This window comes from Sphingobacterium sp. SGR-19 (assembly GCF_011043555.1).
Lineage (GTDB): Bacteria > Bacteroidota > Bacteroidia > Sphingobacteriales > Sphingobacteriaceae > Sphingobacterium.
This window is the reverse complement of record NZ_JAAKGS010000005.1, coordinates 186,255-213,027: the sequence shown is the minus strand read 5'-3', so window position 1 is coordinate 213,027 and position 26,773 is coordinate 186,255. Positions and strand designations below refer to the sequence as shown.

Below are 26,773 nucleotides of genomic sequence, written 5' to 3'. Positions count from 1 at the left end.
TCAAATGGTTTGCCTAAAACTACTGAACGTATAGAAAAAATGTACAAATAATTTTATTATTGAAAGTTAATTTATACATTTGTATAGACAAACTATACAATTGGTAATTTTTATAAATCAAATTATGGCAATAGATAAACAGCTTTTAGTAGAACGGCTGATCCAACGGATAGATCTGGATCGGATTTTTCTTTTCTCTTACTCCTTTTTGGGCAAAGAACAACAGCACCTGATTTTAGTCATGAAACCGGAGGATGGTGTTTCTCCGAAGGTGATGAAACCCGTCATTGAGCTTTGCCTTATCGATATGGAGGGGTTATCTTTTGAACTCATTCCCTTTGGTGAATGGCGTAACAAAGTTCGCCATGGAGGACTTTACTATGCTTACGCTTCGCTGCCACAGCATGAAATATACCGTTCACCTCGTAAGGCCACAAAATCGCTTACTGTTCATGAGATTGGTGGCGTTATTGAATTGGCTGGTCAGTGGCAGATGAAGATGAAAAAGGAAGGGGAGGAATTTCGGGATGGAGCATTGAAGTTTGCTGAGCATGGTAATTATTTGAAAGCTACCTTTATGGTGCATCAGAGTTTAGAATCTTTTCTACGTCTACCGCAGGCTATGATACAGGGAAACACGAATAATCAGCACAACTTAGAGAACAGAATGCGAACCCTAAGCACCTATATCCCTGCATTCAAATCGGTTTTGTTGAGCGAAGCTTTTATGGACATCGAAACCTTTCGACTACTTGATAAGTGCTATCACGCCGTGAAGCAAAATAGAGATTTGGAGATAACCGCTTTCGATGCCTCTTATCTGTTTGATAAGTGCTGTGAAATCTCGAAAGCAATAGAGATGCTCTATCAGTTCTTCTTGGATGCGCTGAAGGCCGAACAGCAAACTCGTTTGGAACAGGCCGCACAGCAGGCAGCGTTAGCGGAAGAAAAGAAAAACGCAGCACCAATTACGGCAAATGCCGGCGGCACGACACACATAAGGTGCGAAGACTTTTCCGGTTTTCCTTGGCCAAAAGAATATACGGACGACGTCCATGCGTTGTTAGATAAGGTTCGTGGCAACCACAACCCCGAACAGGTGAGTTTATTGAATTACCATACCGGTGGTTTTTCGGGCAGTAGTCCATTCCGTTTGGAAGGCGCTGAAGAGCGAGCGGGTGTGAAGGTGGAGCTTTATCTCGTCGTGCTGATGAAAAATACGGGGCCTTTTACCTTTAAAACCATGCAGGTGGGCGTCGCGAGTGCGCTGGTGGTTTTTCTAGATCTTAAGTATGTGGAAAAAGGCTTGGCTGAAGGGAACAGATTTGTACATACGGTATGGACGAAGGGGCTTGTCCTACGGAGGAAGTCGACTTTTGAGCCTGCTTTTGAATTAGGGGACATCGATTGGCAACAGGAATGGGAACTTGCGGATAAGATATGGAAAAGAAGCAAGACAGTCCTGATTAATTTAGTCAGTACGGCTAGAGATGCCCAACCGCTTTTTATTGACTCCGGCCTTTTGATGTTACGTAATATGTTGGAAATTGGCGCATATAGCTTTCTGCGGGTAGCCATAGGCTACATACCGAAAACGAAGAATCTCGACGAGCTACTGGATTGGACAGGTGTCGTTGGCAGACAGCTATCGGATTATTTGTTGGATAAAAGTGAGATTCAAGGCCAAATGTTACACCTCATACTTCATCCCAAAACACTTTGGTGGAATCCAGATATACTGGATTCTTTGGAAGAAGTAACACCAGACCTTTGTCGCCTGCAGGCGGAGAAATTGACTAATATGTTTGATCGGCTCTGCTGTGGTGCTATTGAAAAAATTAAAAAACAAGCCATCAGCGTAACCGAGAGGGATTCGGTGTCACCTTCGGCAATGGAAGTTAAACAGGATAATAGTTAAAAAGCTATTCAAAAAAAGTCCGCAGGATGCCGTACTCTCATGGCATCTGATACGGTATCCCTGTTGGACTTTATTATAAACTGAAACAATGAAAAAAAAAAGACTTGATGACCTCTGAAACAGAGGCAAAAGCTACGGCTTTGCCTAAACGCAGAGCTGACGAATCCTATTTGATCCCTTGGGAGGATGGCGAACCTTTTAAATGTTCCAAGGAGTACGTGCTTCAATTTTATAAAGGACGGAAAAACGTGAAAGACTCGGTATTCTCTGGGAACTTTAATGACTTTTACTCTTTTGATGAGTACAGTATCTCCGTTAGGGAAAAAGGTGATGAAAAATATACATTGTATCTCTCGTTGACCAAAGCACACCTGTCGATTCGCTGTAGCTGTGCAAAGCAGGCCGAAGCATTGTGTGAACATGCAGCCGCGGTGCTTTACGAAAAGATATCGTCCTATAATGATTTTTATTTTAATGACCTATACAAAGACGATTTATTAGCTCTTCCACAGAAGTTCCGTTCGATGTTGAGCATTGAACTAGAAGAAAATTGGAACGACGTCGAATTGCAATTGCGGAATAATTCAACTTTCGGCCGTATCTACAACTTTAGCATTACAGAAGGATATGATCGCGAAGCTTGGCACTACAGCCCTTTACCTTATCGAGGAATCAATATCACGGCTACAAAATTTGAAGAAGTAGCATTTTTCGTTATCACAGATGGCTTATACTGTGGCCTCCCTTATGTTTTGCCCTATATTGAAAAAAACAAACAAGGTCGTAATCTTTCAAAAAGTTACCTGTTCTATGAAGGGGCGGAACCGGAGTTATTGTCTCCGCATGACCTATTTAAAGAAAGGATTTGCAAAAAGATGCTGGAGATTGCCGATGATGACAACTATCAAATAAACGGCATACCTCTAGACGGGGACTCCAATCGTCATGACTATAGTAAGGCGCTGGGGATATTGCGGGAATGGCGTACGCTCATTTCGTCACTAAACGACAAAGAAACATTGTGCTTTACCGAACTTTGGGGATATACATACAGCCCTTATCGGGCAAAACTAAAAAATGTGTATCGCAAAAAGGACATACCTATATCCTTGGCCAATGGAGTTATAAAATTGCAAATCGATATGGAAGACCACCCTTCTTATCTCCGTGTAACATTCACTCTTTTCTATCAAGAGGAACGTATAGAAACCCCTCAATTTTTATCTGACAACCATTGTTTCTTCTTATTGGTCGCAGAGAATCACGTCGTTTTTGTGGATGATCTTGATCTGGAGAAAGTCATCAGGGAAGCACGGAAGTCGGACTTCATTTTAACCGTCTTCGAGCATGATCGAGGAAAGTTTTTGGAAGAAAGTCTTATCCCCCTTTCCAGAAGGTATGCGATGCAGATCGTGCTTAAAGGGAAAAGAGCAAATCCTATCGTGCAGGCTAAAAAGCCGAAGCGGATCGTTGATATTGACGTCGCGGATGAGACGCTTCTGGTTCGATCCAGTGTTTCCTATGATCGGTTTGGGGAACACCCTTTGGCTCCGCATGCCAATATCTTGATTAGGACGAACGAGGATAAACAGTATATATATGCACCACGCCATGCCGAGACCGAGCGCGCGTTTTATACCTTCCTACAACAGCAACACAAAGCTTGGTCAGAGCAGCGGCACGAAAGTACGTTCTCGTTACCAATGGATAAGATTGACCATACACAATGGCTATCTATATTTTGTGAACGGTGCAAGCAGGAAGGTATCGAATTGAGAATGGATACAGTCCAGCGGGGATCTTCCTATTATCCGCACCCCTTGAATTGGGAAGTGAGGGATGTGCGTTTTCAGGATAATAAATGTAAGATTTTATTTGTGCCCAAATTTCGAAATAAGATTATCCCCCTACCCGAGTTTGAAAATATGATTACGAAAACAGCAGCCGTATATGACTTAGGAAAGAACCAGTATGGTGTCATCCGTTCCGCCGATATCGGACTATTTAGGCCTATCTTTCTAAGCGCGGAAATTGACGGCGATTATATAATCCTTAATTCGTTGCAGATGCTCTCTTTCCAGACCATCTTGGAGCAGATTGACAGCAAGATTGTTGACGATAGTATCCGGGAACGTCGCGAGCGGCTAGCTAAATTGGAAGAAATTCCACAGTTACCAGTTCCTTCGACGGTCCAGGCAACGTTGCGCCCGTATCAGCTTGCCGGATCCAGTTGGATGGCCTTTCTCAACGAATTTCAATGGGGAGGTCTCTTAGCCGATGATATGGGCTTGGGCAAGACGTTGCAGGTCATCACGCTCCTGGAACATTTTTATCAGGCTCATCCACTTGCTTCTGCGTCGTTGGTGGTTGTTCCCAACTCCCTCCTGTTCAACTGGCAGAATGAATATCAAAAGTTTGCTCCAAACCGAGTGATCATTGTTTACTATGGCATTACCCGTCAAAATAGTACAGACTTTGACGCGGGCGTTATTGTTTTGACTACGTACGGGACACTGTTGTCCGATAGTGATTTTTTTGCTGAGAAATCCTTTTCTTATCTGATCATGGACGAATCTCAGCAGGTGAAAAATCGTAATTCGAAGCGTTTCGAGAGTTTATCACGGATCAATGCGCAGTACCGGATTGCCATGACGGGCACACCGATCGAAAACGGTATTCAGGATATCTATTCGCAAATGAGTTTGGTTAATCCCGGCTTTTTTGGAAATTACCGGGCCTTCAATAAACTATACAAAGGCGCAACCGATGCTGATACTGCGAAAGAAACACTTAGTAGTCTACAAAAGGTCATACAGCCATTTATCTTACGACGTACCAAAAAACAGGTGGCTTTGGATCTACCGGAAAAAACAGAAACTATCCTATATATGGATATGACGCCAGCGCAACGTAAGGTGTATCAGAAATACCGGAAGACATTTCAGGGAGAGGTACAACGTAGCCTAGAAAGCAAAGATTCTGGAAAATCCAAGTTTATAGCCATCGAGGCATTGATCAAACTGCGGCAGATCTGTAATTCTCCGAGTTTACTAAAAGGTGAGTCGCTTGATAAAAATGCGGTCAAGTTGGATTATATCGACGAGATTATTGATAATGTGACGCCTGGACATAAGGTTTTGTTGTTCTCATCTTTTACGGGAATGCTGAAGTTAGTTGCAGAACGTATCGAAGAGCGAGGAATAGAATTCGCTTATCTTGATGGAAAGATGTCGCAGGACAAAAGGCAAAATGCTGTACAGACTTTTCAGGAAAAAGAAAGTTGTCGGGTTTTTCTGATCAGCCTTAAAGCGGGTGGCACAGGGCTCAACCTTACTGCAGCGGATTATGTGTATATCCTTGATCCCTGGTGGAATCCGGCTGCCGAAGCGCAAGCTATCGATCGTTGCTATCGTATCGGTCAGGACAAGCATGTGAATGCCTACAAAATCGTGTGCCGGGATAGTGTAGAAGAAAAGATCTTGGCCTTACAGGAACATAAGAAGAAATTGGCCGACGGACTGATTTTGGATGAGACCAATATCATGAAGTCGCTTACTAAGGACGAGTTGCTGAAATTGTTTGAATAAATCTGATTAACATTCCTGTACGCCACCTCTATCATATATCTCCCGCAGAACCTGCGGTAGCTTGAAGAGAAGTTCCCTTATGGGAATGTATTCCAGATCTAAGGGTAGTTCATCCATATTATCTTCACTGTAATCTCGACGTCGAAGAAGATAGTCCAGCACGGCAAGCCAGTCTTTGAGATTTTTAAATCCAAAGAATGTACGCAGTACCTTCTCGGGAAATATTTTGTTTCCTTCAATTTCTGCTTCGAAAATTTCCTTGCAGCTGTATTGAAACAGTCGATCGCTTGGTATGGGTTTTAATGCAGATTTCTTTAGAATCACATAGGCTATTTCGATCATCTGACCTAATTGGTGATGCATAAACCCATACTCAAAGGCTGTACTTGTTCGCATGGGTGGATAAAGGGAACTATTGATCAGATAATTGAAATTACTCGACCAATTCAACCCCCATTGCTGGACGACTTCTTTCAAAAAACGGTCGGGATCCTTAACGTACTCCTTGTCTAAATAGCGGAAATGTTTTGCTTTTAGTTTCTTTTGCGTATTTTTCATCTCGTTAATTTGTTCTTTATTGGTGATTCAGCTTGCATAAATCCCGTATTGTCTTCTGTATATGGCAATTTATGCAGGTTTCATCATAAATCAGTTTACAAAGGTGTTTAGATATTTTTCTATATTGACAGAGCAAATATAAGATAATAAAATATCTTACTAAAATTTTTAGATAAAAATGTCGAATATTAAAGAACGGGTATTACAGATAGCAGAAAGTAAGGAAATAAGCAAAACAGATTTCTTCAAGAACTTAGGACTTTCCTATGCTAATTTTAAAGGCATACAAAAGAATACCGGATTAAATTCCGACGCGGTAGCTATTATTCTATCCAAACATTCCGACATCAACCCTGCATGGTTAATTATCGGAGAAGGACCCATGTACCGTCATAAAGATGCAATCGTTCGAGAAGAGGAGGTGCGTTATAACGAACCGGTCGTTGTGAACGAGATCGAACATACACTGATCGATGCCCTTAAGCTCGTGATATCCTCTCAGGAAAAAACGATATCTTCCCTTGAAAAGCAGGTGACTATATTGGAAAGGGAGCTCCAAACGCTACAAAATAAGTAGCGAAGATACTCATTGCATACCTTCCCTGCTGGTCACGGTCGCTTTCGCCATTGTGAAAGCAGTCAAGCGAGATGATGTTCTCAAAAAATCGTCCTATTTCTGTAACATATTCCTCTCATTTTCGACATATAAGATATCATGACCGAAAAATTGGAACACTGTTTTGTCAGTCTCTTGGAGGAACACCAGAATATACTCCATAAAATATGCGCCCTCTACACGGAGGACCATGAAACGCATAAGGATCTTTTCCAAGAAATGACCATCCAGTTATGGCAATCTTTTCCGAAGTTCAAAGGCGATTCTAAATTTTCGACCTGGGCCTATCGGGTCTGTTTGAATACCGCTATCTCCTTATACCGACACAATAAGAAAAACATAGTCACTGTAGAATGGGACACCTCCCTGTACCAGCTACGTCAGGAAGAGTACAATCCAGAACATGAAGAGCGCCTCAGGGTACTCTACGCTTCTGTCCGACAGCTCAATGATATTGAAAAGGCGCTTGTATATATGTACCTGGAGAACAAGGATTATGAGGAAATCGCGATCACCCTCGGCATCAGCGAAGGAAATGCGCGGGTAAGAATGAATCGGATAAAAACAAAACTAAAAAACATACTAAATAGACAAGGAGGGTTATAATGGACGGATTGGATTTATTAAAACAGCATTGGAACAGGAACGACAGTTTCCCAAAACTTAACAAAATGGAATTACAGCAGATGATTCACCGACGATCTTCTTCCATTATCAAATGGATTTTTGTCATCAGCATTCTTGAGCTGTCCGTTGGCGTAGGGCTCGCTTTTTTATTGCCTATAGAGGAAAAGCAGACGTCTTCTTTCGAACAATACACCTCGCTGCTACTGGGTATTATTTTTAGGGCTACTATCTTTTTCTTTATCTACATTTTCTTTAAGCATTATAGAAAAATAAGGAATAACACGAACACGAGAACACTTTTGGAAACAATCTTGAAAACCCGTCAAGCGGTAGATCATTATATCAAATTCAACATCTACTTTGTTATCGCTTATACCGTATGGTCAGGATTGCAACATATTGTTAAAGTCTTTAACCACAAATCGATAGGAGAAGGCATTCTGGTGACCTTGCTGGTTATTATTGTTTCCATTCCTATTATTTTAATCACTACGTATTTGATGAAACATTATTATCGAATCCTGTACCGCCGGTTGATCCATAAACTCCATGATAATTACGAAGAGCTCATCCGTATGGAAGGGTAGCTCCTTACATTAGCACAAAAACCATTATCTTTGTAAGCTTGTTCTTTGTATACAAGCGAATAGAGAATTGATCATACATGGGAAAAACTAAAATATACGATACAGCACTTAAACCCGAAACAGCATTACTCGTTTCGGTGATAACGCCAGATATTTCAGAACAAAACGCAAAAGACTACCTTCAGGAATTGGAATTTCTTGTGCAAACGGCAGGGGGAGAAGTGAAAGATGTTTTCACGCAAAAATTGGCAAAGCCGGAACATGCCACTTTCGTGGGATCGGGTAAGCTGGAAGAAATCAGGCAGTACGCGGATGCCGAGGAGATTGACATGATCGTATTTGACGACGAACTATCGCCCTCGCAGCTCCGTAACATAGAACGTGAACTCAAACGTAAAATCTTGGACCGTTCCAACCTCATCTTGGATATTTTTGCCAAGCACGCGCAAACGGCACAGGCAAAGACACAGGTTGAGCTGGCACAGCTACAGTATCTATTACCTCGACTAACCCGTATGTGGACTCACTTGGAGCGTCAGCGCGGGGGTATCGGTATGCGTGGACCGGGAGAATCCCAGATTGAAACGGATAGACGGATTATTCTGAACAAAATATCGCTGTTGAAAGAACGCTTAAGGGTCATCGACAAACAGAATGAAACCCAGCGTAAAAACCGGGGCGAGCTCATACGCGTGGCGCTTGTAGGCTATACCAACGTCGGGAAGTCGACCATATTGAACATGATCTCCAAGTCGGATGTGCTCATGGAAAACAAACTGTTCGCGACGCTGGATACAACCGTACGGAAGGTAGTCATTGACAATCTACCTTTCCTGCTTTCGGACACAGTAGGATTCATCCGCAAGTTGCCCCACCATTTGGTGGAATCCTTTAAATCTACTTTAGACGAGGTACGCGAAGCAGATGTACTTATACATGTCGTGGATATATCCCATCCTAATTTTGAAGACCATATTGCTGCCGTAAACGAAACGCTAAAGGACATCGATGCATTGGACAAACCAATTATTACGGTTTTCAACAAGATAGATGCTTATAAACCTCCCGTAGCGGTCGATGAGAACGGTAAAGAAATTAAAGTTACGCTTGATGAGTTTAGGAACTCCTGGATGGCAAAAAACTCCGATCCGGCTATTTTTCTGTCTGCAACGGAGAAAACCAATGTCGAGGAATTCAAACAGAAATTATACGATATTATCTCCAAAATGCATACAGCAAGATATCCTTATAATAATTTGCTGTATTAACCATGAACAAACGAGTACAATTTATGGATTGGGGATTGGTCGATTATCAGGAAGCATGGGATCGCCAAGAGGAGATATTTACCAAGACGGTAGCTGTTAAGAACGAGAACCGCATAAATGGGACAACCGACTCCACGCCCAATCATCTCATCTTCACGGAGCATCCCCATGTGTATACATTGGGCAAAAGCGGTCATGAAGAGTATTTGTTGCTCGACGAAGTGGGGTTAAAAGAGAAAAACGCCAGCTTTTATAAAATTAACCGCGGCGGGGACATTACCTATCACGGGCCGGGTCAAATTGTAGGGTATCCCATATTGGATTTGGATAATTTTTTTACGGATATCCACCTGTATCTGCGTATGTTGGAAGAAGCCATTATCCGCACATGCGGCGAATACGGAATACAGGCCGGACGCTATGAAGGATTTACGGGTGTATGGATAGATGCCGACAATGACAAGGCGCGTAAAATCTGCGCGATGGGTGTCCGCGCTTCCCGGTGGGTCACAATGCATGGATTTGCTTTCAACGTGAACACAGACCTCAACTATTTCGGCAATATCATCCCTTGCGGCATAGATGATAAGGATGTTACTTCCCTGGAACGCGAACTCGGGCACAAACTGGATATGGACGGGGTTAAAAGTAAACTGAAAGGTCATATCGCTGATTTATTCCAAATGGAGTTGTTGTAAACACTACCTTTGTACTATGATTCTTGCGGAAAGATACCATGATATATCCTGTGGACACCGGGTGGTGGGGCATGAGGGTAAATGCCGGTTTTTACACGGCCACAACTATCGTATACATTTTACGGTGGCGGCTGATCAGTTGGACGAAATCGGTCGGGTTGTTGATTTCTCCGTGATCAAAACCACCCTTTGTGCGTGGCTGGAAGAACATTTTGATCACAAGTTTTTAATTTGGGAAAAAGATGAGTTATTGCCCCAATTGCAGGAAGTAGCAGGTGATAGCCTAGTAGTCGTCCCTTTCAATCCTACAGCCGAAAACATCGCACAGTACCTGGTGGAACATATCGGACCGCAACAATTTAAAGACTATCCCGTCAGGCTCGTAGCTTGCAAGGTAGAAGAAACAGCGAAGTGTTCTGCGACGTATAGCTTATAACAACCCTCTTGCCTTAATTTCCAAATATTTGTTGATGGCATTAATGGTTAGGTTTTCTGGCGACGTATAGATTGTCTGGATTCCCTGTCTATGCAGTTCTTGGATAACAAGATGTTTTTCGTATACAAATTTCTGTGCAATAATCTGATTATATACGTCAATGGTTTTCTTTCCCTCTTTTTTCGCCATATCGATTAACTCGGTATTCTTGAATACGACCACCACCACAATATGTGTCTTGGCCAGCATACGTAAATAGGCCATCTGACGTGACAGCGCATCTATCGTTTCAAAATTGGTATACAACATCAATAAGGAGCGCTTATTGATATGTTTATTACAGAAAGCGTAGAGGTTGCCAAACTCCGACTCTTCGAATGCAGTCGTTATGTTGTAGAGTTTTTCAGAGATCAGCTGCATCTGGTTATTACGTTTCTCCGCGGGAATATGGTCTGATACCGCCTTGGAAAACGTCAGCATACCTGCACGGTCCTGTTTTAGGATAGCTGCATTCGCCAGCACCAAGGTCGAGTTAATCGCATAATCCAGTAACGTCAATCCGTTGAAAGGCATACGCATGACCCGTCCTGTATCAATGAGCGCATAAATAGGCTGTGATTTTTCTTCCTGATATTGATTAACCAATAGTTTCTTATGCTTGGCCGTTGCTTTCCAGTTGAGATGACGATACTCATCTCCTCGCACATATTCGCGTATATGGTCAAATTCCAGTGTAGCCCCAATTTTTCGGATGCGCTTAATCCCCAATTCCACCAATCTATCCGTTGTTGCTAATAATTGATATTTCCGCATCTGGATAAACGAAGGATAGCAAGCCAGTGCGAGAGGCTCATTCAATGTGAATTTTCTTGCAAACAATCCAAGTCTCTGCACTAGGGCGTGGCATCTTCCGAAAGCATAAATACCTCGCGAGGTTGGACGGATTTGATAACTGATGGCTTTGACTTCCCGAGGCAGAATCGTTGACTCCAATTCCACGTTCCGCAGTTGCAGTTGTATCGGAAACTCTTCCAACAGGCGGATACGGACTTTGGCAGGATAACTACTGGTCAACTGAATCTCCATATCATTCTCATCACCGTTCGATAGCTTTTCGGGATAATTTCGCTGTATAATTATTTTACTTTTTTGAAAGTAAAGAAATAGCATATCCCATGCACATGCCGCTATAAATAGCCAAAGAAGTGCAATCACGAAAGGGAATAACGCCTTGATAAAAAAGGACAGCACAAAACATGTCGCTAACAGGAGTAGCGTGTAGAAGAATTTATTGGTTACATACAGACTTCGGATAAAACGCATTATCTCGGGATTTCGATACTGTCTACAATCTGTTTAATGATATAATCACTCGTGAACCCTTCCATTTCCTTTTCCGGAGTCAGCAGCACGCGGTGCCCTAATATTGCCGGAGCGACATACTTCACATCGTCCGGTGTAATAAAGTCTCTTCCTTGAAGTGCGGCGCTTGCTTTTGAAGCTTCTAACAGCGCGATCGAAGCACGTGGTGACGCTCCCAGCGTAAGGTTCGAATTAGAACGCGTATGATAAACTACTTGTGCAATGTATGTCAAGACATCTTCGTGTACATATACAGATTTTATCAACTGCTGAAAACCAATCAATTCGTCAATAGCTAATACAGGTTGTACCAAATCTTCCTTATTGTTCGCTTTTTGCGCATGATGCTCACGCAAGATATCCAACTCTTGCTCTATCGCCGGATAATCAATATTAATTTTGAACAGGAATCGGTCCAATTGCGCTTCGGGCAAACGATACGTTCCTTCGTGCTCTATTGGATTCTGCGTAGCAAATACCACAAACGGTGTTGGTACGGGGTAGGTGATACCATCCACGGTAACCTGCCTTTCGGACATACACTCGAACAAGGATGATTGCGTTTTTGCCGGAGCGCGGTTTATTTCGTCTATTAAAACGATATGACCGAAAATCGGACCTTTTTTAAATTCAAACTCATTGGTCTTTAGGTCTAGCACGGAAGATCCGGTTACATCCGAAGGCATCAAATCGGGTGTAAACTGTATACGTTTAAATTGACCTTTCACCGCTTTGGCCAGCAACTTTGCTGTCAATGTTTTTGCGACACCCGGCATCCCCTCTATCAACGAATGGCCGGTTGCCAGAATAGCAATCAAAAGTTTATGAATGACCTCGTCTTGACCTATAATAACCTTCTTGACCTCCTGTTTCACCGCGTCCATCTTGTCTTTTAGGTCCGTGAGGTCTATTCTGTTTTCAAAACTGGGCTCGTATTTATTTCCTAGTTCGCTCATAGCATATTCGCTTTATGTTTAAAATCTTCGATTCTTTTATTTAACTCAACCAATTCAGCATCCGTAGACGTACTCACTTTTCGATATCTTAGAAGGAGCTCGATCAAGTTTTCGCACTCGTCTAACGGAACAGCGGTTTTCAACGACAATTGTCTTGCAAAAACTTCATCTTCCAATTGCAGAATATCCAGTTGAAAATGCGTTCGGATATCGTACAAAAAGTACTCTACTTTCTTTTGTATAAGGTTGCCCGGATTGCCGCTTTCATAATATAACGTGGCTATTGTACGCGCAAATTCCTTAGATAGATTTAGCTCCGGCTCGACGACTTGGACAGCTCGTTCTTCCCGTTTACTTTTAAACAGTAGAAATAGGATAAGCCCAAAAAGTAAAATATACCAAGCCTGACGCAGTCCGTCATTCTGCAACAATACACGTAAGGGTGTTTTTGCTTCCTCTGTTCCCTTAAAGGTACTATCAAACCAATAGACCTCCTTATTGGAAAGCAATTTCAACACAGCCGCTCCATATATATAATTCTCCTCCTTTAACATGTAGTAATTCGTAAACATCAACGGTTCCAGATGCAGAAGAAAGCGGCCTTTTCCTCTTTTTAACTCGATAAAATTAGGTATCTCCCGATCTTCCACGTCATAATACCCGATTATACGCGTATTGACCGTATCCAAATCGCAGAACAACCCGGGATACTCAAAGTCTTTATAATAAGCTGTTTTGCCATCCACCAGCGAGAATGGGCGATCTTCCACATTGATGACCTCATTAAAATTGTGGGGATAGTGGTATTGCTGCTTTATCCCCAATGTATCAAGTAAATAAAGCGGAAAACTATTGGCAGAAATAAAAACTTCTCCTCCCCTTTCCACAAATTTCAGTAGTTCTCCCGTCACCTCTTTACCTTCGTAAAACCCATTTACGATATAAACTAAACTACTTTGTTCTTTATCCGGTAAAAATGTTTTTAAAAAATCATAGTTTGTCGATGTGAAATCTTCTATCTGTATCTGTTTTTCCAAAATTTCGGGCAATTCTTCCCGCGTTACATATAAACCATAAGGAATTTTATCCCGTTGATCATACGTTTTCGACCAATCAATCTGCTTGTCGCTTGCCAAGTCAATAAACGCAATGGCCAACACGGTGATACCTAGCAATATAAACCCAAATTTCCCAGAGTTCTTCATCGCCATTTTGATTGAAAAGTTAAGAAATAAGGTACATACTCCTCATATTTAGCTTTGTCTATAGCTATATTGCCATACCACACGCGATTGTATATATTGACATTTCGGGTAAAATCTTGTTTTAATTCTTTATGCTCTATTTCTTCAATAAGCTCCACATGGGTTTTGGTGTGTTTCCAATGGATCAGCTCCCGCTTTGCTAATAATTGTATGTTCAAAAGATTGAGGTAACGTATAGCTAATGCAAAATCGCCCTCTTTTTGCGCCTTATCAATAAAACTAGCTAGATCAATATCCAGCAGGTTTTTCTCTACGAACCTTACTTCATCAGACACATCGTCATCATCTTTATCTTTAGCTAGCAAACGCTTACCGGAAAATAGCACGCGATAAATGATCCAGAGAAAAATAACCAACGCCACGACAGCCAGCAATTTATACACCACATCGGCAAATTGGAAATACGCTCTCGCGGGAAATAGATTGTCCAACATTCGCCCTAGCCTATCCAATATTTTCTTGAATAGACCTATACGATTGGGACTGTTCTTGTCATAATCAAACTCCTCGCCTTGATAGCGTCCAAGTAAATTGGTAAATGTTGCTGTATCCACCTGCGGAATCTGGCTCATACGGGGAATGGTGTCGTAATAGCCTTCCTCCATATAATCTACCCAATCCGGTGGGGCATATTCCGGCGCTTTCATGGAGACACTATCTTCCGATACCGGAGATAGAGATTCAGTAGTATCTTGTGCATGAGAATAAAAGAAACCCCAAAACAAAAGTAACATGACCAAAATTCTATTGCCCATCTTCCTCCTTTCCCAAATTTTGTATCTTTTCATAGACGTCTTCGCCGTATGTCACTTCTTTTGCGGTCTCATAAATAATCCCCGACACCAAAACCGTAAACATATAATACACGATATAAAGTAACACCAACAACGTAGCGCCAATAGAGGTAAACATGCGTCCAGCTACACTATCAAAAAATGTAGTCTCGAACCCAATGGTGTTGTATGCTATAATCCCGATAATAAGAGATGGTATTAACGTGAGCATCACCAGAAGTGTCTGGAACACCAAACTTACGACATATGAAGAAACGCTATAATCGACAATTTTTTTCTTTAAGACAGAAAAGCTTTGTTGTATGGCATTGCTGGCGGGCATATATCCCTCCCGATAGAACAAAAATGCGCAAAAGAACCAAACGCCTATAAAAGCCCCCAAAATTCCGACGGCAAAACTTCCGACCAATGGAATAAACATCAGGACAATCATAGCGAACATTAGGGGGATAAACAGAATAACGGAAGCTATAATACTGACAAGTAAAAATCTAAAATATTTGCCTAGGTTCGCTACAAAAGCCCGCCAAACGTCATTAGAATTGAAATCAGTTCCTCTCTTATTCTTCAGCAAGATAAAATATTCAATCGCCAGCCCAAAGAATACCATACTCACCACCAACAGCGTAAATAATGCCGCAATCGCAATGAATACCAAATCCACCGCTTCTGTCCAGCTTTGCGTTGTCGTTAAATTGATCTTGGTTGTTCCGTAATAGATAAGAATCAACATAATGCATAACGGCACGATAGCTAGCTTCAGGATAGTTTGAAAAAAATGCCTTAGCACCAACCGTAAGAGGTTGATGAAATCTTGGACAATTTCACTCAGTTTTCGTTCTTTCCGAAATTCGAAGTCTATTTCCATCCGTTAATTCTTGCCAGTTGATAAGGTCTGATTATATAGAAATAGATAATAGCCATAAATGAGGCTATAATAATACTGATACATAACCAAATGGAAACTTGGTAATGTCGTGTCACAAAGCCTTCTAAAAAGCCCGCTACGATAAAGAACGGAACCGTGCTTATTAACACCTTAGAAGCGGTTTTCATCGCTCTTTTGAACGATTCAAGTCTTGTATAGGATTTCGGAAACAATATACTGTTTCCGATAGCAAGACCGCAGCCCCCAGCAATGACAATTACCGACAGTTCAATAGCTCCGTGAATCCAAACAGCCGACATGGCTTCCTGCATGACGCCATATCGAAAAAATAAATGATGAAAAGCGCCTACCATGATGCCATTACTGAATAAGATATAACCTGTACCTATACTGTAAAATACGCCTAGTACGAAAGCCAGGAAAGCGACTCGAACATTATTAATCGTAATCGCCAAAGCGGAACCTAGCTCACTCCCTCCTTGATAAACGCCGGCAGGGTTTCCATCTTCGATGTTCGCTATACTCATGTCTACGTAGTAGTCGCCTAAGATTAACCGTACAAAATCCAAATCGTATTGAGCTGAAATAAACCCAATGGCTATCGCTAGGCAAAAAATGAGTAGGGAATAGAGCAGCGGACGGCGCAGTTGCCATATAGCCTCTGGAATCTCTTGTTGTACAAAACGCTTGAATTGGTTTTCTGATGATTTTTGATCGCGATACAATTGTTGATGGGCCAATATCGCCAGCTCATTCAGATAATCTTTCGTCTTTGATCGCGGATAAAATGTCTGTGCATACGCCAGATCATTCGTCAATTCCATATAATCGGAAGCCAAGATATCGGGATCTACATTGATCTTATTTCTCAAATTATTTTCAATTAGGATCCATTTTTCTTTATTTCCTTCAATAAAGGATGCTTCTCTCATTATATCTTTCTAATTTTCATCGGTAAAATTTTTCTTTTAATGGTGATGAAGCTATCAGGTTTATTCATTCCCTCATGTGGTTTATTCATTAAATGTTTGCTTTTCATTAGCATTCATGAGCTCACCACGTTCGGTTTGAATATACCATGATGGTTTCTTATCTTTAAATAAAATAACAAAGTAAATAGGAGAAGCTAAAGTTGCACCTACTCGAAGCTAATATAGGAAATATTAACGTTTTAATAAAATGCACAAACTCGCCATCAATACACCGCAGAACGTAAAATTTGAATACAACTTGGCTTCGCTCGGTTCCCGTATCATTGCGTTTGCAATTGACTATTTCATTATTACATGTTACGCCATCATGGTTTATTACTTGGTCTCACGGCTCGGCCTTTTTAATACCAGTGATCCTTGGTTGACAACAGGTGTTTATATGCTTATTTTGCTTCCTGCATTTTTTTATCCTTTTCTCATGGAGACCTTTTTTAACGGACAAACCATCGGAAAAATGATTATGCGTACTAAAGTTGTAAAGGTTGACGGCACACGTGCATCGGTATATCAATATTTTATCCGCTGGGTATGTACTATCGTGGATATCTTTTTATGCGCAGGGGCTCTTGGGATTAGCAGCATCATCGCCACCAAGCACGCACAACGGATCGGTGATATTGCTGCCGACACCACCGTCATCAGTACCAAACAGAACATGGCGCTGCAACAAACGCTATTTGCAGAGATTACACAAGAATATACGGTTACATTCCCTGAAGTAATGCGCTTGTCAGATAAAGATGCCAATACCATTAAAGATATATACAAAAAGGGGTACGAACGCAAAGATTACAATATCATACTCGCGCTAAGCAATAAACTTGTTGAATTGCTAGATGTAAAACCGCAAATGCGCCCCGAAGAGTTTATCGATGTGGTAATTAAGGATTATTATTACACATTTAGGGATCGATAACACTTAAAACCGCCACTGTACGTAATTGATATTTTTATTGTCTGCAAGGTACTTTCGCTCATAATACGTTTTGATGGAAAGTACATCGTCCACTAGATCAGAGTAATACAAATCGGTAGTTTCTTTGATTTTCGGAAACTTCAAGAGTGCAATCTGTTCCAAGGTATAGGCATAGAAGCCATCGTTATCTGTTTTTAGATGCATGATACCGTTATCCTTCAGAATTGTTTTATATTTTTCTAGAAACTTGGGGTTAGTTAGCCTTTTTTTCTCTCGGCTCTCTTGTGGTTGAGGATCCGGAAAAGTAATCCAAATCTCCGCTATTTCATTTTCTGCGAAATGCTCCAATATGGTTTCAATCTGAATACGTAGGAATCCCACGTTGTCAACTCCCTCTTCCAAAGCAGTCTTTGCTCCTCTCCATATCCGATTACCTTTATAATCGACACCTATAAAATTGGTATGGGGAAACATTTTCGCCAAGTTGACCGTATATTCTCCCTTACCACAAGCAAGCTCCAATACAATAGGATTATTATTTCCAAAGAATGAAGACGCCCATTCGCCTTTATAATCTTTCCCTGCGTCTAACTGAACTACATTTTTAAAGGTAGCTACTTCAGCAAATTTCCGTAACTTATCTTTACCCATTCTAAAAAATTTGTCCGCAAAAATAATCTTATATTTGCAGGAATCAATAGTTTAACGTGGAAAAAGAAGCTAAAATATTTGTTGCAGGTCATCGCGGAATGGTGGGATCGGCGATTGTCAGAGCATTAGAAAAAGAAGGGTACCATCGCCTTGTCAAACGCACCTCAAAGGAGCTTGATTTACGCAATCAATCTGAGGTCGCAGATTTTTTCGCTGAAGAACAACCGGAATACGTATTTCTGGCGGCTGCAAAGGTCGGTGGTATTATTGCAAACAACACCTATCGCGCCGATTTTCTTTACGAGAATCTCATGATCCAAACAAATGTGATTCATCAAGCTTATGTTCAGAAGGTCAAAAAACTGTTGTTCTTAGGCTCTAGCTGTATTTATCCGAAACTTGCGCCACAGCCTCTCCAAGAGGATTATTTATTGACTGGCACATTGGAACCTACCAACGAGCCTTATGCTATTGCAAAGATCGCTGGAATTAAAATGTGCGAAGCATATCGCTCGCAATATGGGTGCAATTTCATCTCGGCAATGCCTACTAATCTATATGGCATTAATGACAACTATCATCCCCAAAACTCTCATGTATTACCCGCTCTAATCCGCCGTTTCCACGAGGCGAAGATAGCAGGATTGAGCGAGGTGAGTATCTGGGGGACTGGTTCACCACTTCGGGAATTTCTATATGCAGACGACTTAGGTGAGGCCTGCGTTTTTCTAATGCAACACTACGATGAGGAACAATTTATTAATGTCGGCGTAGGTGAGGATATAAGCATCCGCGATCTTGCTTATCTCGTGCGCGAAATTGTAGGATACAATGGCGAACTCCGATTCGATACAAGCAAACCCGATGGTACTCCTCGCAAATTAATGGATGTCAGCAAATTAAATACACTAGGATGGCGACACAAGACATCCTTACGCGCGGGAATAGCCTTAGCTTATGAAGATTTTCAAAAAAAGAAAGCTAGCAATTAAATTTTATCCGTAAAACGTTCGTCTTCTAGAATAGCAGCTTGTTGCTCCATGACTGCTATTTTTTCTATCGTGTCTTCTTCTGGCTTTTTCTTCTTTTTCTTCTTTTTAGGCTTTAGAAAGGAAGTAACTTTATTTAACAATCCACTTATCTTCTCCTGATTAACCTGCCCTATGGCCGTTTCCGACGCCAATAAAACCATTGCTTTTTTTAACCAGCCCGCTCTTTTTAGCACAGTGGAATTTAACACAATTGGCGCTCCCAACTGTAAGATCCTCGTTAACCAATCGGCGTCTTTACTTCGCATTGCTTTGCCGACACTTGATGTAAGACCCTTTAACATGCCTACACCCGGCACCTGAGCGGCGAGCTGCTGAAAAAAACGAACAGGTGCATTCACCTTAACTTTCAACAGATCATATTGATCTGTCAAATAGGCTTCTTGTTCCTTCCTTCTCAGATTGAGCCGAGCAATCTCTGCTTGTAAATCACTTAAGTTATTTATTTTTGGTGAATTCTTCATTTACGCTTGATTTGATTTCCTCTTCTATCGTATCTTCATCCTCCTCTCCCTGCCATTTGCCTGCAACCTTACGAATAGTGATATTCATAAATATCTTCTCCAATCCAGGTTCAAAAGCACGGATAAGCAATACGAGTACAAAAAATATAACTCCTGTCAATAAAAATCCCAATGCATTGCTATCCAACACTTCGCTGAGATAAAAACCTAACGCCAACGACCAGAAGAAAACGATGAATAAAGTAAATATGATCTTAACAACATCCAGCACCAGAGAGCCGGCTATCCGTGAGCCTTTAGCTAGTCCTTTCAATTGCAACAGTTTGATCTGCGTATCGACATATTCTTTACCCTTCTGAAAGGTACCACTAAGTGAAAATTTTTCCTCTTCCATCAAATGTTTATTTTGGTATGCAATAGAGACACAAGATGCTGTGTCTCTATTGCATGGTATTAAGCGTGTTCTACTATCTCGTCATCGACGATAGCCTCCATCTCGGAAGCCCTCGACTTCACCAAACTGACCAACTTATCCTTGAGTTCGCTAAGTTGATCAAATTGTTCCTCCGCGCGCTCTTTAATCGCATCACCCAAATCAGACAATGACTCATTTATCTTATCTCTCGTTTCGGATCCTTTATCGGGAGCAAACAATAGTCCTACGACTGCTCCCGCTGCTAACCCTGCTAATAATGCAGTTACTATTTTACTGTTCTCATTCATATTTTTTGTCATTTAAGTAATTCTCCATTTCATCAAATTGAAGATTAATTAAGTTATAGACTTAACAAATAACCTTCGTAATCGTTTTAAAAATACAAAAGTATTTCGAGCTTCAGCTTCAAGCCATAAGAGAAAACAAAAATCTTGCTAAAAAGTAACATATCTCCGACTGTTCTTTTGCTTTTGCATTTTTTTATCTATCTTTAAGCAACCATTTTAACAGATAACTATGCTCGTCAAAACCTTCAGCAGTGCTGTGCATGGCATAAATGCAACTACCGTTACGGTGGAAATACTTGTTTGTCCTGGTATCCATTATCATATTGTCGGACTACCAGATAACGCCATCAAGGAAAGTTTGCATCGCATTGAAAGCGCTATCACAGCCGTCGGATATCGTATGCCTCGGCAGAAAATCGTTGTCAATTTGGCTCCAGCTAATATCCGCAAAGGAGGGTCTTCCTACGATTTATCGATAGCAATAGGCGTATTGGCGGCTTCAGGACAGTTGCGTGAGGCCTCACTTGGAGAATACTTGGTGTTGGGCGAGTTATCTTTGGATGGCGACATCCAGCCGATTAAAGGCGCTTTACCCATCGCCCTACAAGCCAAACAAGATGGTTTCAAAGGTATCATCCTACCTCTTGCGAATGCCCGGGAAGCGGCAGCCGTTCAAGGCCTAGAGGTCTTGGCGGCAAAGAGTTTAAAGGATGTTATCCCGTTTTTTAACGGCATACATCAACTGCAACAAATCCAAATCAATATTGAACATGAATTTCTACATCATATAAATAATTATGATGTCGATTTTGCTGATGTAAAAGGACAGGAGAATATAAAAAGGGCCTTAGAAATCGCCGCAGCGGGCGGGCATAATGTCATTCTAATCGGTCCACCCGGAGCAGGTAAAACGATGCTTGCCAAACGCCTTCCAACCATTCTCCCTCCACTTCATTTAGAAGAATCGCTTGAAACCACCAAGATCCATTCTGTCGCGGGGCAACTTAACGCGCTGTCTTCGCTCATGACAGTTCGTCCATTCCGAGCCCCACACCATACGACGTCTGATGTCGCTCTCGTTGGCGGTGGTTCCTCTCCACAACCTGGGGAGATTTCACTCGCTCATCATGGCGTACTGTTTTTGGACGAGCTTCCAGAATTCAAAAGATCCGTCCTAGAAGTCATGCGTCAGCCATTGGAATCTCGAAGTATTACGATTTCACGTGCTAAGTTCTCGGTTGATTACCCGGCGAGCTTTATGCTGATTGCTGCGATGAATCCCTGTCCGTGCGGATATTATAACCATCCTGAAAAAGAGTGTATCTGTGGAAGTACTGTTGTACACCGCTACCTTAGCAGGATATCAGGTCCACTATTGGATCGTATAGATTTACACGTCGAAGTAACGCCTGTCAACTTTAATGAACTCTCCAGTGTGAAAAGTGCCGAAAAAAGCGAAATTATCCGGGAAAGAGTTATACGAGCGCGTACAATTCAAGCGAAACGTTTCGCCAACTTCTTGAATATACACAATAACGCGCAAATGAATACGCCCACCGTACGTCAAATATGCCACGTTAGTCGTTCGGGTCAGCAGCTGTTACGATCCGCAATGGAACGGCTTGGGCTTTCAGCACGAGCGTACGACCGCATATTAAAAGTAGCACGTACCATAGCCGACATGGACGGCTCAGAAGAAATTGAAACCCAACATCTGGCAGAAGCTATCCACTTTAGAAGTTTAGATCGAGAAAACTGGGCAGGGTAACGAGGTCTAAAAAAACTGACTGATAAGATGGCTAATGGACCAAGGGTAAAGCAATATCGTCAGCCCTATTCCCGCAAGCGCACCAAATAAATGGGCATCATGATTGATATTATCGTACGCCTTTTTAGAAGCCCAGATACAATACCCTAAAAAAAGGAACGCAAACAAATAAGCCGGTATCGGGATAACCATAAATAGCCCAAGCATAGCCTTCGGCTGAAACATGATAAAACTAAAGAGTACGGCACAAATAGCACCCGATGCACCTAAACTATAATAACCCGGATTATTTTTCTGCCGGATCAACGTGGGTATATCGCTAAGAATTAAACTAACAACGTACAGCCCCGCAAAAAGCACGTGACCCAGCGCGCCACTGAACTGAACAAACATATTTTCGAGACCGAATCCAAAATAATAGAACGTCATCATATTAAAAATAAGATGCATCCAGTCTTTATGGATCAAGCCGCTCGTAAAAAGCATGTACCATTTTGACTTGTCTCTATGCAATGTATACGGATGTAGCATCAATTTCGTATACCATTGTGGATTAGAAAAAACATATAAACTCAATCCTATTGTCAATGCAAAAATGACGGAGGCAACAGGAGTGGCATAAAGGTAGTATAACATAAAGTCTGTAGATTAAAATCTGTCTTCTATCAAAAAGACGTATAGTTCTTTCGGACCATGCGCACCTAACACCAACATTTTCTCCATGTCTGCTGTCCGGCTGGGTCCAGTAATTGTCGAAATCACGGAAGGTAGCCTATCGGCATATTTTTCTTTCACGCGCTGTAACCCATGTTTAATATCCATAACCAATTGAGAGGTTTTGGCAACGACAATGTGAATAGGCGGATAGATACTCAGCCGGCGGCCAGCCTCATTTCCGTTACTCAACATGATACTGCCGTTGCGCGCAATCAGAGCTTCACATGTTGTAATTCCTGCATCTGCAGCTTCAAGCTGTTGATCGTTTGTATAAATTGGAAAGCCGTATTGTCCCAAAAGGTTCTGTATTTCAAGCTCCCAGGCCAAAATCTTTTTTATTTCCAGTTTCTCCGCTAAAAGTATCAGGTTTTCAATCAGCGAGATCTCACCATCGCAATACACAAAATTACCTGCAACTTGCGTAAATTCCCGTGCAAAGGTGACATCCAAAGGCTCTTCCTCATCTTTATAAAGTGGAGAATCTTCAAAGTCAGCATGTGGATTCTCACGCTTTTGTAACAAAGCTTGACGAATTTTTTTTAGCATCCGCTCTTTAGCAGTCGTATTTCGAATGTTCATGTACGTAACCCGCCGCCCTACTCTTCTGACTTTGTATCGTTGTTATTACTATCCTGGGGAAGATCCAACGGCAAATCAGTTTGTGGAACACCACCTCCGTCAACTCCACCGTTTACGAACTCGTCATACGTCGTGCGGTTCTCAAACGGACGTTTCCCTAAAATTTGCTCTAAATCACTTTGAAATAGAATTTCTTTCTCCAACAGCTTCTCCGCGATTTTGACAAGACCATCTTGTTTATCCAATAAAAGCTGTTTGGTTCGTTCATATACCGCGGAAATCAAGTTCCTCACTTCTTGGTCGATTAACTCTGCTGTTTGATCAGAATAAGGTTTGTGGAACTGTGTTTCTCCCGAACTATCACGGAAAGATACATTACCCACTTTATCATTCATGCCATATACAGCAGTCATGGCATAAGCTAGTTTTGTGATTCGCTCCAGGTCATTTTGTGCACCGGTACTGATACGACCGAACGTGATATCTTCCGCAACACGTCCTCCCATCGTCATACACATGCTATCCAACAATTGTTCTGTAGTATATAGAAACTGTTCTTTCGGCAAATACTGCGCATAACCCAGCGCCGCCACACCACGCGGTACAATGGAAACCTTAACCAGCGGATCCGCAAACTCCAAGAACCAGCCAGTAATAGCATGACCGGCTTCATGATAAGCCACAATCTTCTTCTCTTCAGGAGAGATAATTTTGTTTTTCTTTTCAAGTCCTCCAATGACCCTATCGATCGCATCTTGGAAATCCTGCATAGAAATAGAGGCTTTATTTTTCCGCGCCGCAATCAATGCTGCTTCATTACACACGTTAGCAATCTCTGCTCCCGCAAAACCCGGTGTTTGCGCCGAAAGTTTTTTTGCGTCCACTTCCTCCGATAGTTTCAACGGCTTTAAGTGTACATTAAATATTTGCTCACGTCCAATCAAATCTGGTTTATCGATAGAAATTTGTCTATCAAATCGTCCCGGACGCAACAATGCCTGATCCAATACATCTAAGCGGTTGGTCGCCGCCAAAAGGATAACGCCTAAATTAGTACCAAAACCATCCATCTCAACCAATAATTGGTTCAATGTATTTTCACGCTCGTCATTCCCTCCCATAACGGAGTTTTTACCACGTGCTCGTCCAATCGCGTCGATTTCGTCGATAAATATGATACAAGGTGCTTTTTCTTTAGCCTGTTTGAACAAATCCCGTACACGGGAAGCACCGACCCCCACGAACATTTCTACGAAATCTGATCCCGACAAAGAGAAGAAAGGCACTTGAGCCTCTCCGGCCACCGCCTTTGCTAATAATGTTTTACCCGTACCCGGAGGCCCTACAAGTAAGGCACCCTTCGGAATTTTACCCCCTAAATCCGTATATTTTTTTGGATTTTTCAGAAAATCCACAATTTCCATGACCTCTGTTTTTGCCTCTTCCAATCCAGCCACATCATTAAACGTGATGTTGATCTGGGATTCCTTATCAAAGAGCTGGGCTTTAGATTTTCCGATGTTGAAAATCGCACCTCCACCAGTACCAGCGCCTCCGCCCATACGGCGCATCAGCAACATCCATATTGCCACGATAATTAATAACGGAAGCATGAACGATATAAACCAACCCGCCCATGGGTTGGATCTGTTTTCGTAAAGGGGCTCTATACGTGTTTGTCCCTCAGGCAATTCCGTCTGTGAATTTTTCAACTTCTCGCTCAAAATCTCTGCAGAAGGTTCCGTAAACGTATATTGAGGTCCTACGTCAGGAGACAACAACAGCGCATTCGGACTAGGTGCTACATCTTTATACTTATCTTCTTTAAGTTTATCTTTTTTTATGTACACCTCAACCTCCACCAAATCATTGCTTTTAAAAGCGACAAGCTTTTCAACATCGCCTGGCAGCAATATTTCCTTCTCAAACTTTGAATAGGTAATTTCTTCGGTTTTATCGCTACTAAAAAAGTACTGCAGTCCAAAGAACCCGAGGATAATCAATATCCACAACCACATCATATTAAATTTGGGTGGAACAGGAGTTACTTTTTTACTTGGAATTTTCTTCATTACAATCTATTATATCTTATTTCTCTTACTTTCTAAACTTTTACGCGCTTCGGTACGTCTCAACCTGAGCGTCACCCCACAAATCCTCTATGCCATAATGGCTTCTTTTTTCCGTTTTGAAGATGTGAACAACGACATCTACAAAATCCAATAGGATCCACTCTCCATTGTTATGCCCTTCTTTCCGCCACGGCTCCTGCTCAAAGGCTTTATAAACCTCTTCTTCTATACTCTTCGCGATAGCATTAATTTGTGTTGCAGAATCCGCATGACAGATAACGAAATAATCGGATAAGGTAGCATTCACGTTCCGCATATCCATCCGCACTATATCATTGCCTTTTTTCTCTTGCATGCCGTGTACTACCACTTCTGCAAGCCTACCCGACAAATCCTTTTTTGTATCTTTATTCATTAAAAAATGTTAGTTTTGAGCGATATCTATGTCTTTAAATATTTTTCCCTTGCAAAATAATACATTTTCCCGACTTTACCTTAGACAAAATTTAATTGTATTAGAAGAGGTAACGTCTACCAACGATTATTTGAAAGAACTTTTGTCAAATATTACGCCACTTCCCGAGGCAACTGCCATTATGGCAACACATCAAGTAAAGGGGAGAGGTCAACGGGGAAATTCTTGGCTTAGCCAGCCTTCCGAAACGCTAGCCATCAGCTTTGCCCTATATCCAAAAGACTTCTTCATACAGCAATCGTTTAATTTAAATATGTTAATTTGTTTAGGCATCCAACGATGGGCATCGACACTACTTCCTAATGTACAGATCAAATGGCCTAATGATATCTTTGTCAATGGTAAGAAGTTAGGCGGCGTATTGATCGAAAACCAACTATCGGGTTCTCATATTCGTTCCAGCGTGATTGGTATCGGTATCAATATAAAACAAGAAACCTTCCCTATAGCAATACAAGACAAAGCAACTTCGCTTTATATCGAAAACCCGAAAGCATCAGCGCAATCCCTTGAGTATTACGCGCTGTCTCTTCTTTCAACGATAATGGCATGCTATGAAAGTATTGATTTACAGGATACACAGCGGCTTCTGGATGCCTATAATGAATGCCTGTTTAGAAAAGGGATTCCCGCGCATTACGAAATTGAAGGGGAAACCTGTTTAGGTATTATTCAAGGCTTGGAAAGCGATGGCAAATTAAAAGTATTAATTAACGAACGAGTGCGATTATTTGATCTCAAGGAGATCAGCTTTAAGCTATAAGCTTAGCGAATAGTCAGTTACAAAATTTACTTGTATATCGCTT

At 41.7% G+C, this 26,773-nt stretch carries 27 protein-coding genes; 12 read left to right on the top strand and 15 right to left on the bottom strand.

Annotated features, from left to right (window positions below):
* Positions 1–124: 124 nt before the first annotated feature.
* Positions 125–1,918 carry a hypothetical protein gene (locus G5B43_RS11665; protein ID WP_165294928.1) on the top strand — a complete coding sequence of 598 codons (1,794 nt, stop codon included), beginning with the start codon at positions 125–127 and terminating at the stop codon, positions 1,916–1,918.
* Between the two features lie 107 nt (positions 1,919–2,025).
* The gene (locus G5B43_RS11660) at positions 2,026–5,505 is read left to right on the top strand and encodes a DEAD/DEAH box helicase (RefSeq protein WP_165294927.1); all 3,480 of its coding nucleotides are present in this window, start codon (positions 2,026–2,028) and stop codon (positions 5,503–5,505) included.
* A gap of 6 nt (positions 5,506–5,511) precedes the next feature.
* On the opposite strand, the gene G5B43_RS11655 is transcribed toward G5B43_RS11660, so the two are convergent.
* A complete protein-coding gene (locus G5B43_RS11655; RefSeq protein ID WP_165294926.1) occupies positions 5,512–6,063 on the bottom strand; it encodes a hypothetical protein in 552 nt (183 codons plus the stop codon).
* 178 nt (positions 6,064–6,241) lie between these two features.
* Here G5B43_RS11655 and G5B43_RS11650 point away from each other — a divergent pair, with 178 nt between their 5' ends.
* The 6 genes from G5B43_RS11650 to G5B43_RS11625 all read left to right on the top strand — a co-directional run bounded on the left by G5B43_RS11650 (position 6,242) and on the right by G5B43_RS11625 (position 10,295).
* Positions 6,242–6,640 carry a hypothetical protein gene (locus G5B43_RS11650; RefSeq protein ID WP_165294925.1) on the top strand — a complete coding sequence of 133 codons (399 nt, stop codon included), beginning with the start codon at positions 6,242–6,244 and terminating at the stop codon, positions 6,638–6,640.
* A 138-nt stretch (positions 6,641–6,778) separates the two neighbouring features.
* Positions 6,779–7,285 (top strand): RNA polymerase sigma factor, encoded by a 507-nt coding sequence (locus G5B43_RS11645; protein ID WP_165294924.1) that lies wholly within the window; start codon positions 6,779–6,781, stop codon positions 7,283–7,285.
* Positions 7,286–7,350: 65 nt separating this feature from the next.
* The gene (locus tag G5B43_RS11640; protein WP_165294923.1) at positions 7,351–7,893 is read left to right on the top strand and encodes a hypothetical protein; all 543 of its coding nucleotides are present in this window, start codon (positions 7,351–7,353) and stop codon (positions 7,891–7,893) included.
* 77 nt (positions 7,894–7,970) lie between these two features.
* Positions 7,971–9,161: a GTPase HflX gene (gene hflX / locus G5B43_RS11635; RefSeq protein WP_165294922.1), complete on the top strand. Its 1,191-nt coding sequence runs from the start codon at positions 7,971–7,973 to the stop codon at positions 9,159–9,161.
* Positions 9,162–9,163: 2 nt separating this feature from the next.
* The gene (gene lipB, locus G5B43_RS11630; protein ID WP_165294921.1) at positions 9,164–9,859 is read left to right on the top strand and encodes a lipoyl(octanoyl) transferase LipB; all 696 of its coding nucleotides are present in this window, start codon (positions 9,164–9,166) and stop codon (positions 9,857–9,859) included.
* 16 nt (positions 9,860–9,875) lie between these two features.
* Positions 9,876–10,295, top strand: coding sequence for a 6-pyruvoyl trahydropterin synthase family protein (locus tag G5B43_RS11625; protein WP_165294920.1), 420 nt, complete (start codon positions 9,876–9,878; stop codon positions 10,293–10,295).
* Here the strand turns inward: G5B43_RS11625 and G5B43_RS11620 are convergent.
* The 6 genes from G5B43_RS11620 to G5B43_RS11595 are packed head-to-tail and all read right to left on the bottom strand — an operon-like array spanning position 10,290 to position 16,493.
* Positions 10,290–11,618 (bottom strand): DUF58 domain-containing protein, encoded by a 1,329-nt coding sequence (locus G5B43_RS11620; protein ID WP_165294919.1) that lies wholly within the window; start codon positions 11,616–11,618, stop codon positions 10,290–10,292. The genes G5B43_RS11625 and G5B43_RS11620 overlap by 6 nt on opposite strands.
* Complete coding sequence (locus G5B43_RS11615; protein WP_165294918.1) at positions 11,618–12,613, bottom strand: AAA family ATPase; 996 nt, start codon at positions 12,611–12,613, stop codon at positions 11,618–11,620. Before G5B43_RS11615 ends, G5B43_RS11620 begins: the two co-directional genes overlap by 1 nt.
* Entirely contained in the window at positions 12,610–13,824 is a 1,215-nt protein-coding gene (locus G5B43_RS11610; protein WP_165294917.1) for a DUF4350 domain-containing protein, read from the bottom strand. The genes G5B43_RS11615 and G5B43_RS11610 overlap by 4 nt, the downstream gene beginning before the upstream one ends.
* Complete coding sequence (locus G5B43_RS11605; RefSeq protein WP_165294916.1) at positions 13,815–14,633, bottom strand: hypothetical protein; 819 nt, start codon at positions 14,631–14,633, stop codon at positions 13,815–13,817. Before G5B43_RS11605 ends, G5B43_RS11610 begins: the two co-directional genes overlap by 10 nt.
* Positions 14,623–15,540 (bottom strand): ABC transporter permease, encoded by a 918-nt coding sequence (locus tag G5B43_RS11600; RefSeq protein ID WP_165294915.1) that lies wholly within the window; start codon positions 15,538–15,540, stop codon positions 14,623–14,625. The genes G5B43_RS11605 and G5B43_RS11600 overlap by 11 nt, the downstream gene beginning before the upstream one ends.
* Positions 15,531–16,493 carry a stage II sporulation protein M gene (locus G5B43_RS11595; protein WP_165294914.1) on the bottom strand — a complete coding sequence of 321 codons (963 nt, stop codon included), beginning with the start codon at positions 16,491–16,493 and terminating at the stop codon, positions 15,531–15,533. Before G5B43_RS11595 ends, G5B43_RS11600 begins: the two co-directional genes overlap by 10 nt.
* Positions 16,494–16,740: 247 nt before the next feature.
* On the opposite strand from G5B43_RS11595, the gene G5B43_RS11590 reads away from it, so the two are divergent.
* Entirely contained in the window at positions 16,741–17,469 is a 729-nt protein-coding gene (locus tag G5B43_RS11590; protein ID WP_165294913.1) for an RDD family protein, read from the top strand.
* A gap of 3 nt (positions 17,470–17,472) precedes the next feature.
* Here the strand turns inward: G5B43_RS11590 and trmB are convergent, their stop codons facing one another.
* Positions 17,473–18,120 carry a tRNA (guanosine(46)-N7)-methyltransferase TrmB gene (gene trmB, locus G5B43_RS11585; RefSeq protein ID WP_165294912.1) on the bottom strand — a complete coding sequence of 216 codons (648 nt, stop codon included), beginning with the start codon at positions 18,118–18,120 and terminating at the stop codon, positions 17,473–17,475.
* A 56-nt stretch (positions 18,121–18,176) separates the two neighbouring features.
* On the opposite strand from trmB, the gene G5B43_RS11580 reads away from it, so the two are divergent.
* A complete protein-coding gene (locus tag G5B43_RS11580) occupies positions 18,177–19,112 on the top strand; it encodes a GDP-L-fucose synthase family protein (protein ID WP_165294911.1) in 936 nt (311 codons plus the stop codon).
* Here G5B43_RS11580 and G5B43_RS11575 read toward each other — a convergent pair.
* Genes G5B43_RS11575 through G5B43_RS11565 form a run of 3 tightly spaced genes read right to left on the bottom strand, consistent with a single transcriptional unit; the run spans position 19,109 to position 20,356 of the window.
* A complete protein-coding gene (locus G5B43_RS11575; RefSeq protein WP_206367331.1) occupies positions 19,109–19,633 on the bottom strand; it encodes a hypothetical protein in 525 nt (174 codons plus the stop codon). The genes G5B43_RS11580 and G5B43_RS11575 overlap by 4 nt on opposite strands.
* Positions 19,608–20,027 (bottom strand): hypothetical protein, encoded by a 420-nt coding sequence (locus G5B43_RS11570; protein ID WP_240904852.1) that lies wholly within the window; start codon positions 20,025–20,027, stop codon positions 19,608–19,610. Before G5B43_RS11570 ends, G5B43_RS11575 begins: the two co-directional genes overlap by 26 nt.
* Before the next feature lie 59 nt (positions 20,028–20,086).
* On the bottom strand, positions 20,087–20,356 hold the full coding sequence (locus G5B43_RS11565) for a YtxH domain-containing protein (RefSeq protein ID WP_165294909.1): 270 nt from the start codon (positions 20,354–20,356) through the stop codon (positions 20,087–20,089).
* Positions 20,357–20,585: 229 nt separating this feature from the next.
* Between G5B43_RS11565 and G5B43_RS11560 the strand changes: the two genes are divergently transcribed.
* Positions 20,586–22,124 carry a YifB family Mg chelatase-like AAA ATPase gene (locus G5B43_RS11560; RefSeq protein ID WP_165294908.1) on the top strand — a complete coding sequence of 513 codons (1,539 nt, stop codon included), beginning with the start codon at positions 20,586–20,588 and terminating at the stop codon, positions 22,122–22,124.
* A 6-nt stretch (positions 22,125–22,130) separates the two neighbouring features.
* Here G5B43_RS11560 and G5B43_RS11555 read toward each other — a convergent pair whose 3' ends face one another.
* Genes G5B43_RS11555 through rsfS form a run of 4 tightly spaced genes read right to left on the bottom strand, consistent with a single transcriptional unit; the run spans position 22,131 to position 25,907 of the window.
* A complete protein-coding gene (locus G5B43_RS11555; protein WP_165294907.1) occupies positions 22,131–22,760 on the bottom strand; it encodes a rhomboid family intramembrane serine protease in 630 nt (209 codons plus the stop codon).
* A 12-nt stretch (positions 22,761–22,772) separates the two neighbouring features.
* Positions 22,773–23,420, bottom strand: a complete 648-nt coding sequence (locus G5B43_RS11550) for a lactate utilization protein C (RefSeq protein ID WP_165294906.1) — start codon at positions 23,418–23,420, stop codon at positions 22,773–22,775.
* A 17-nt stretch (positions 23,421–23,437) separates the two neighbouring features.
* Positions 23,438–25,492 (bottom strand): ATP-dependent zinc metalloprotease FtsH, encoded by a 2,055-nt coding sequence (gene ftsH / locus G5B43_RS11545; RefSeq protein ID WP_165294905.1) that lies wholly within the window; start codon positions 25,490–25,492, stop codon positions 23,438–23,440.
* 40 nt (positions 25,493–25,532) lie between these two features.
* Positions 25,533–25,907 carry a ribosome silencing factor gene (rsfS, locus tag G5B43_RS11540; protein ID WP_165294904.1) on the bottom strand — a complete coding sequence of 125 codons (375 nt, stop codon included), beginning with the start codon at positions 25,905–25,907 and terminating at the stop codon, positions 25,533–25,535.
* A gap of 28 nt (positions 25,908–25,935) precedes the next feature.
* On the opposite strand from rsfS, the gene G5B43_RS11535 reads away from it, so the two are divergent.
* Positions 25,936–26,730 (top strand): biotin--[acetyl-CoA-carboxylase] ligase, encoded by a 795-nt coding sequence (locus G5B43_RS11535; protein ID WP_165294903.1) that lies wholly within the window; start codon positions 25,936–25,938, stop codon positions 26,728–26,730.
* Positions 26,731–26,773 lie beyond the last annotated feature (43 nt).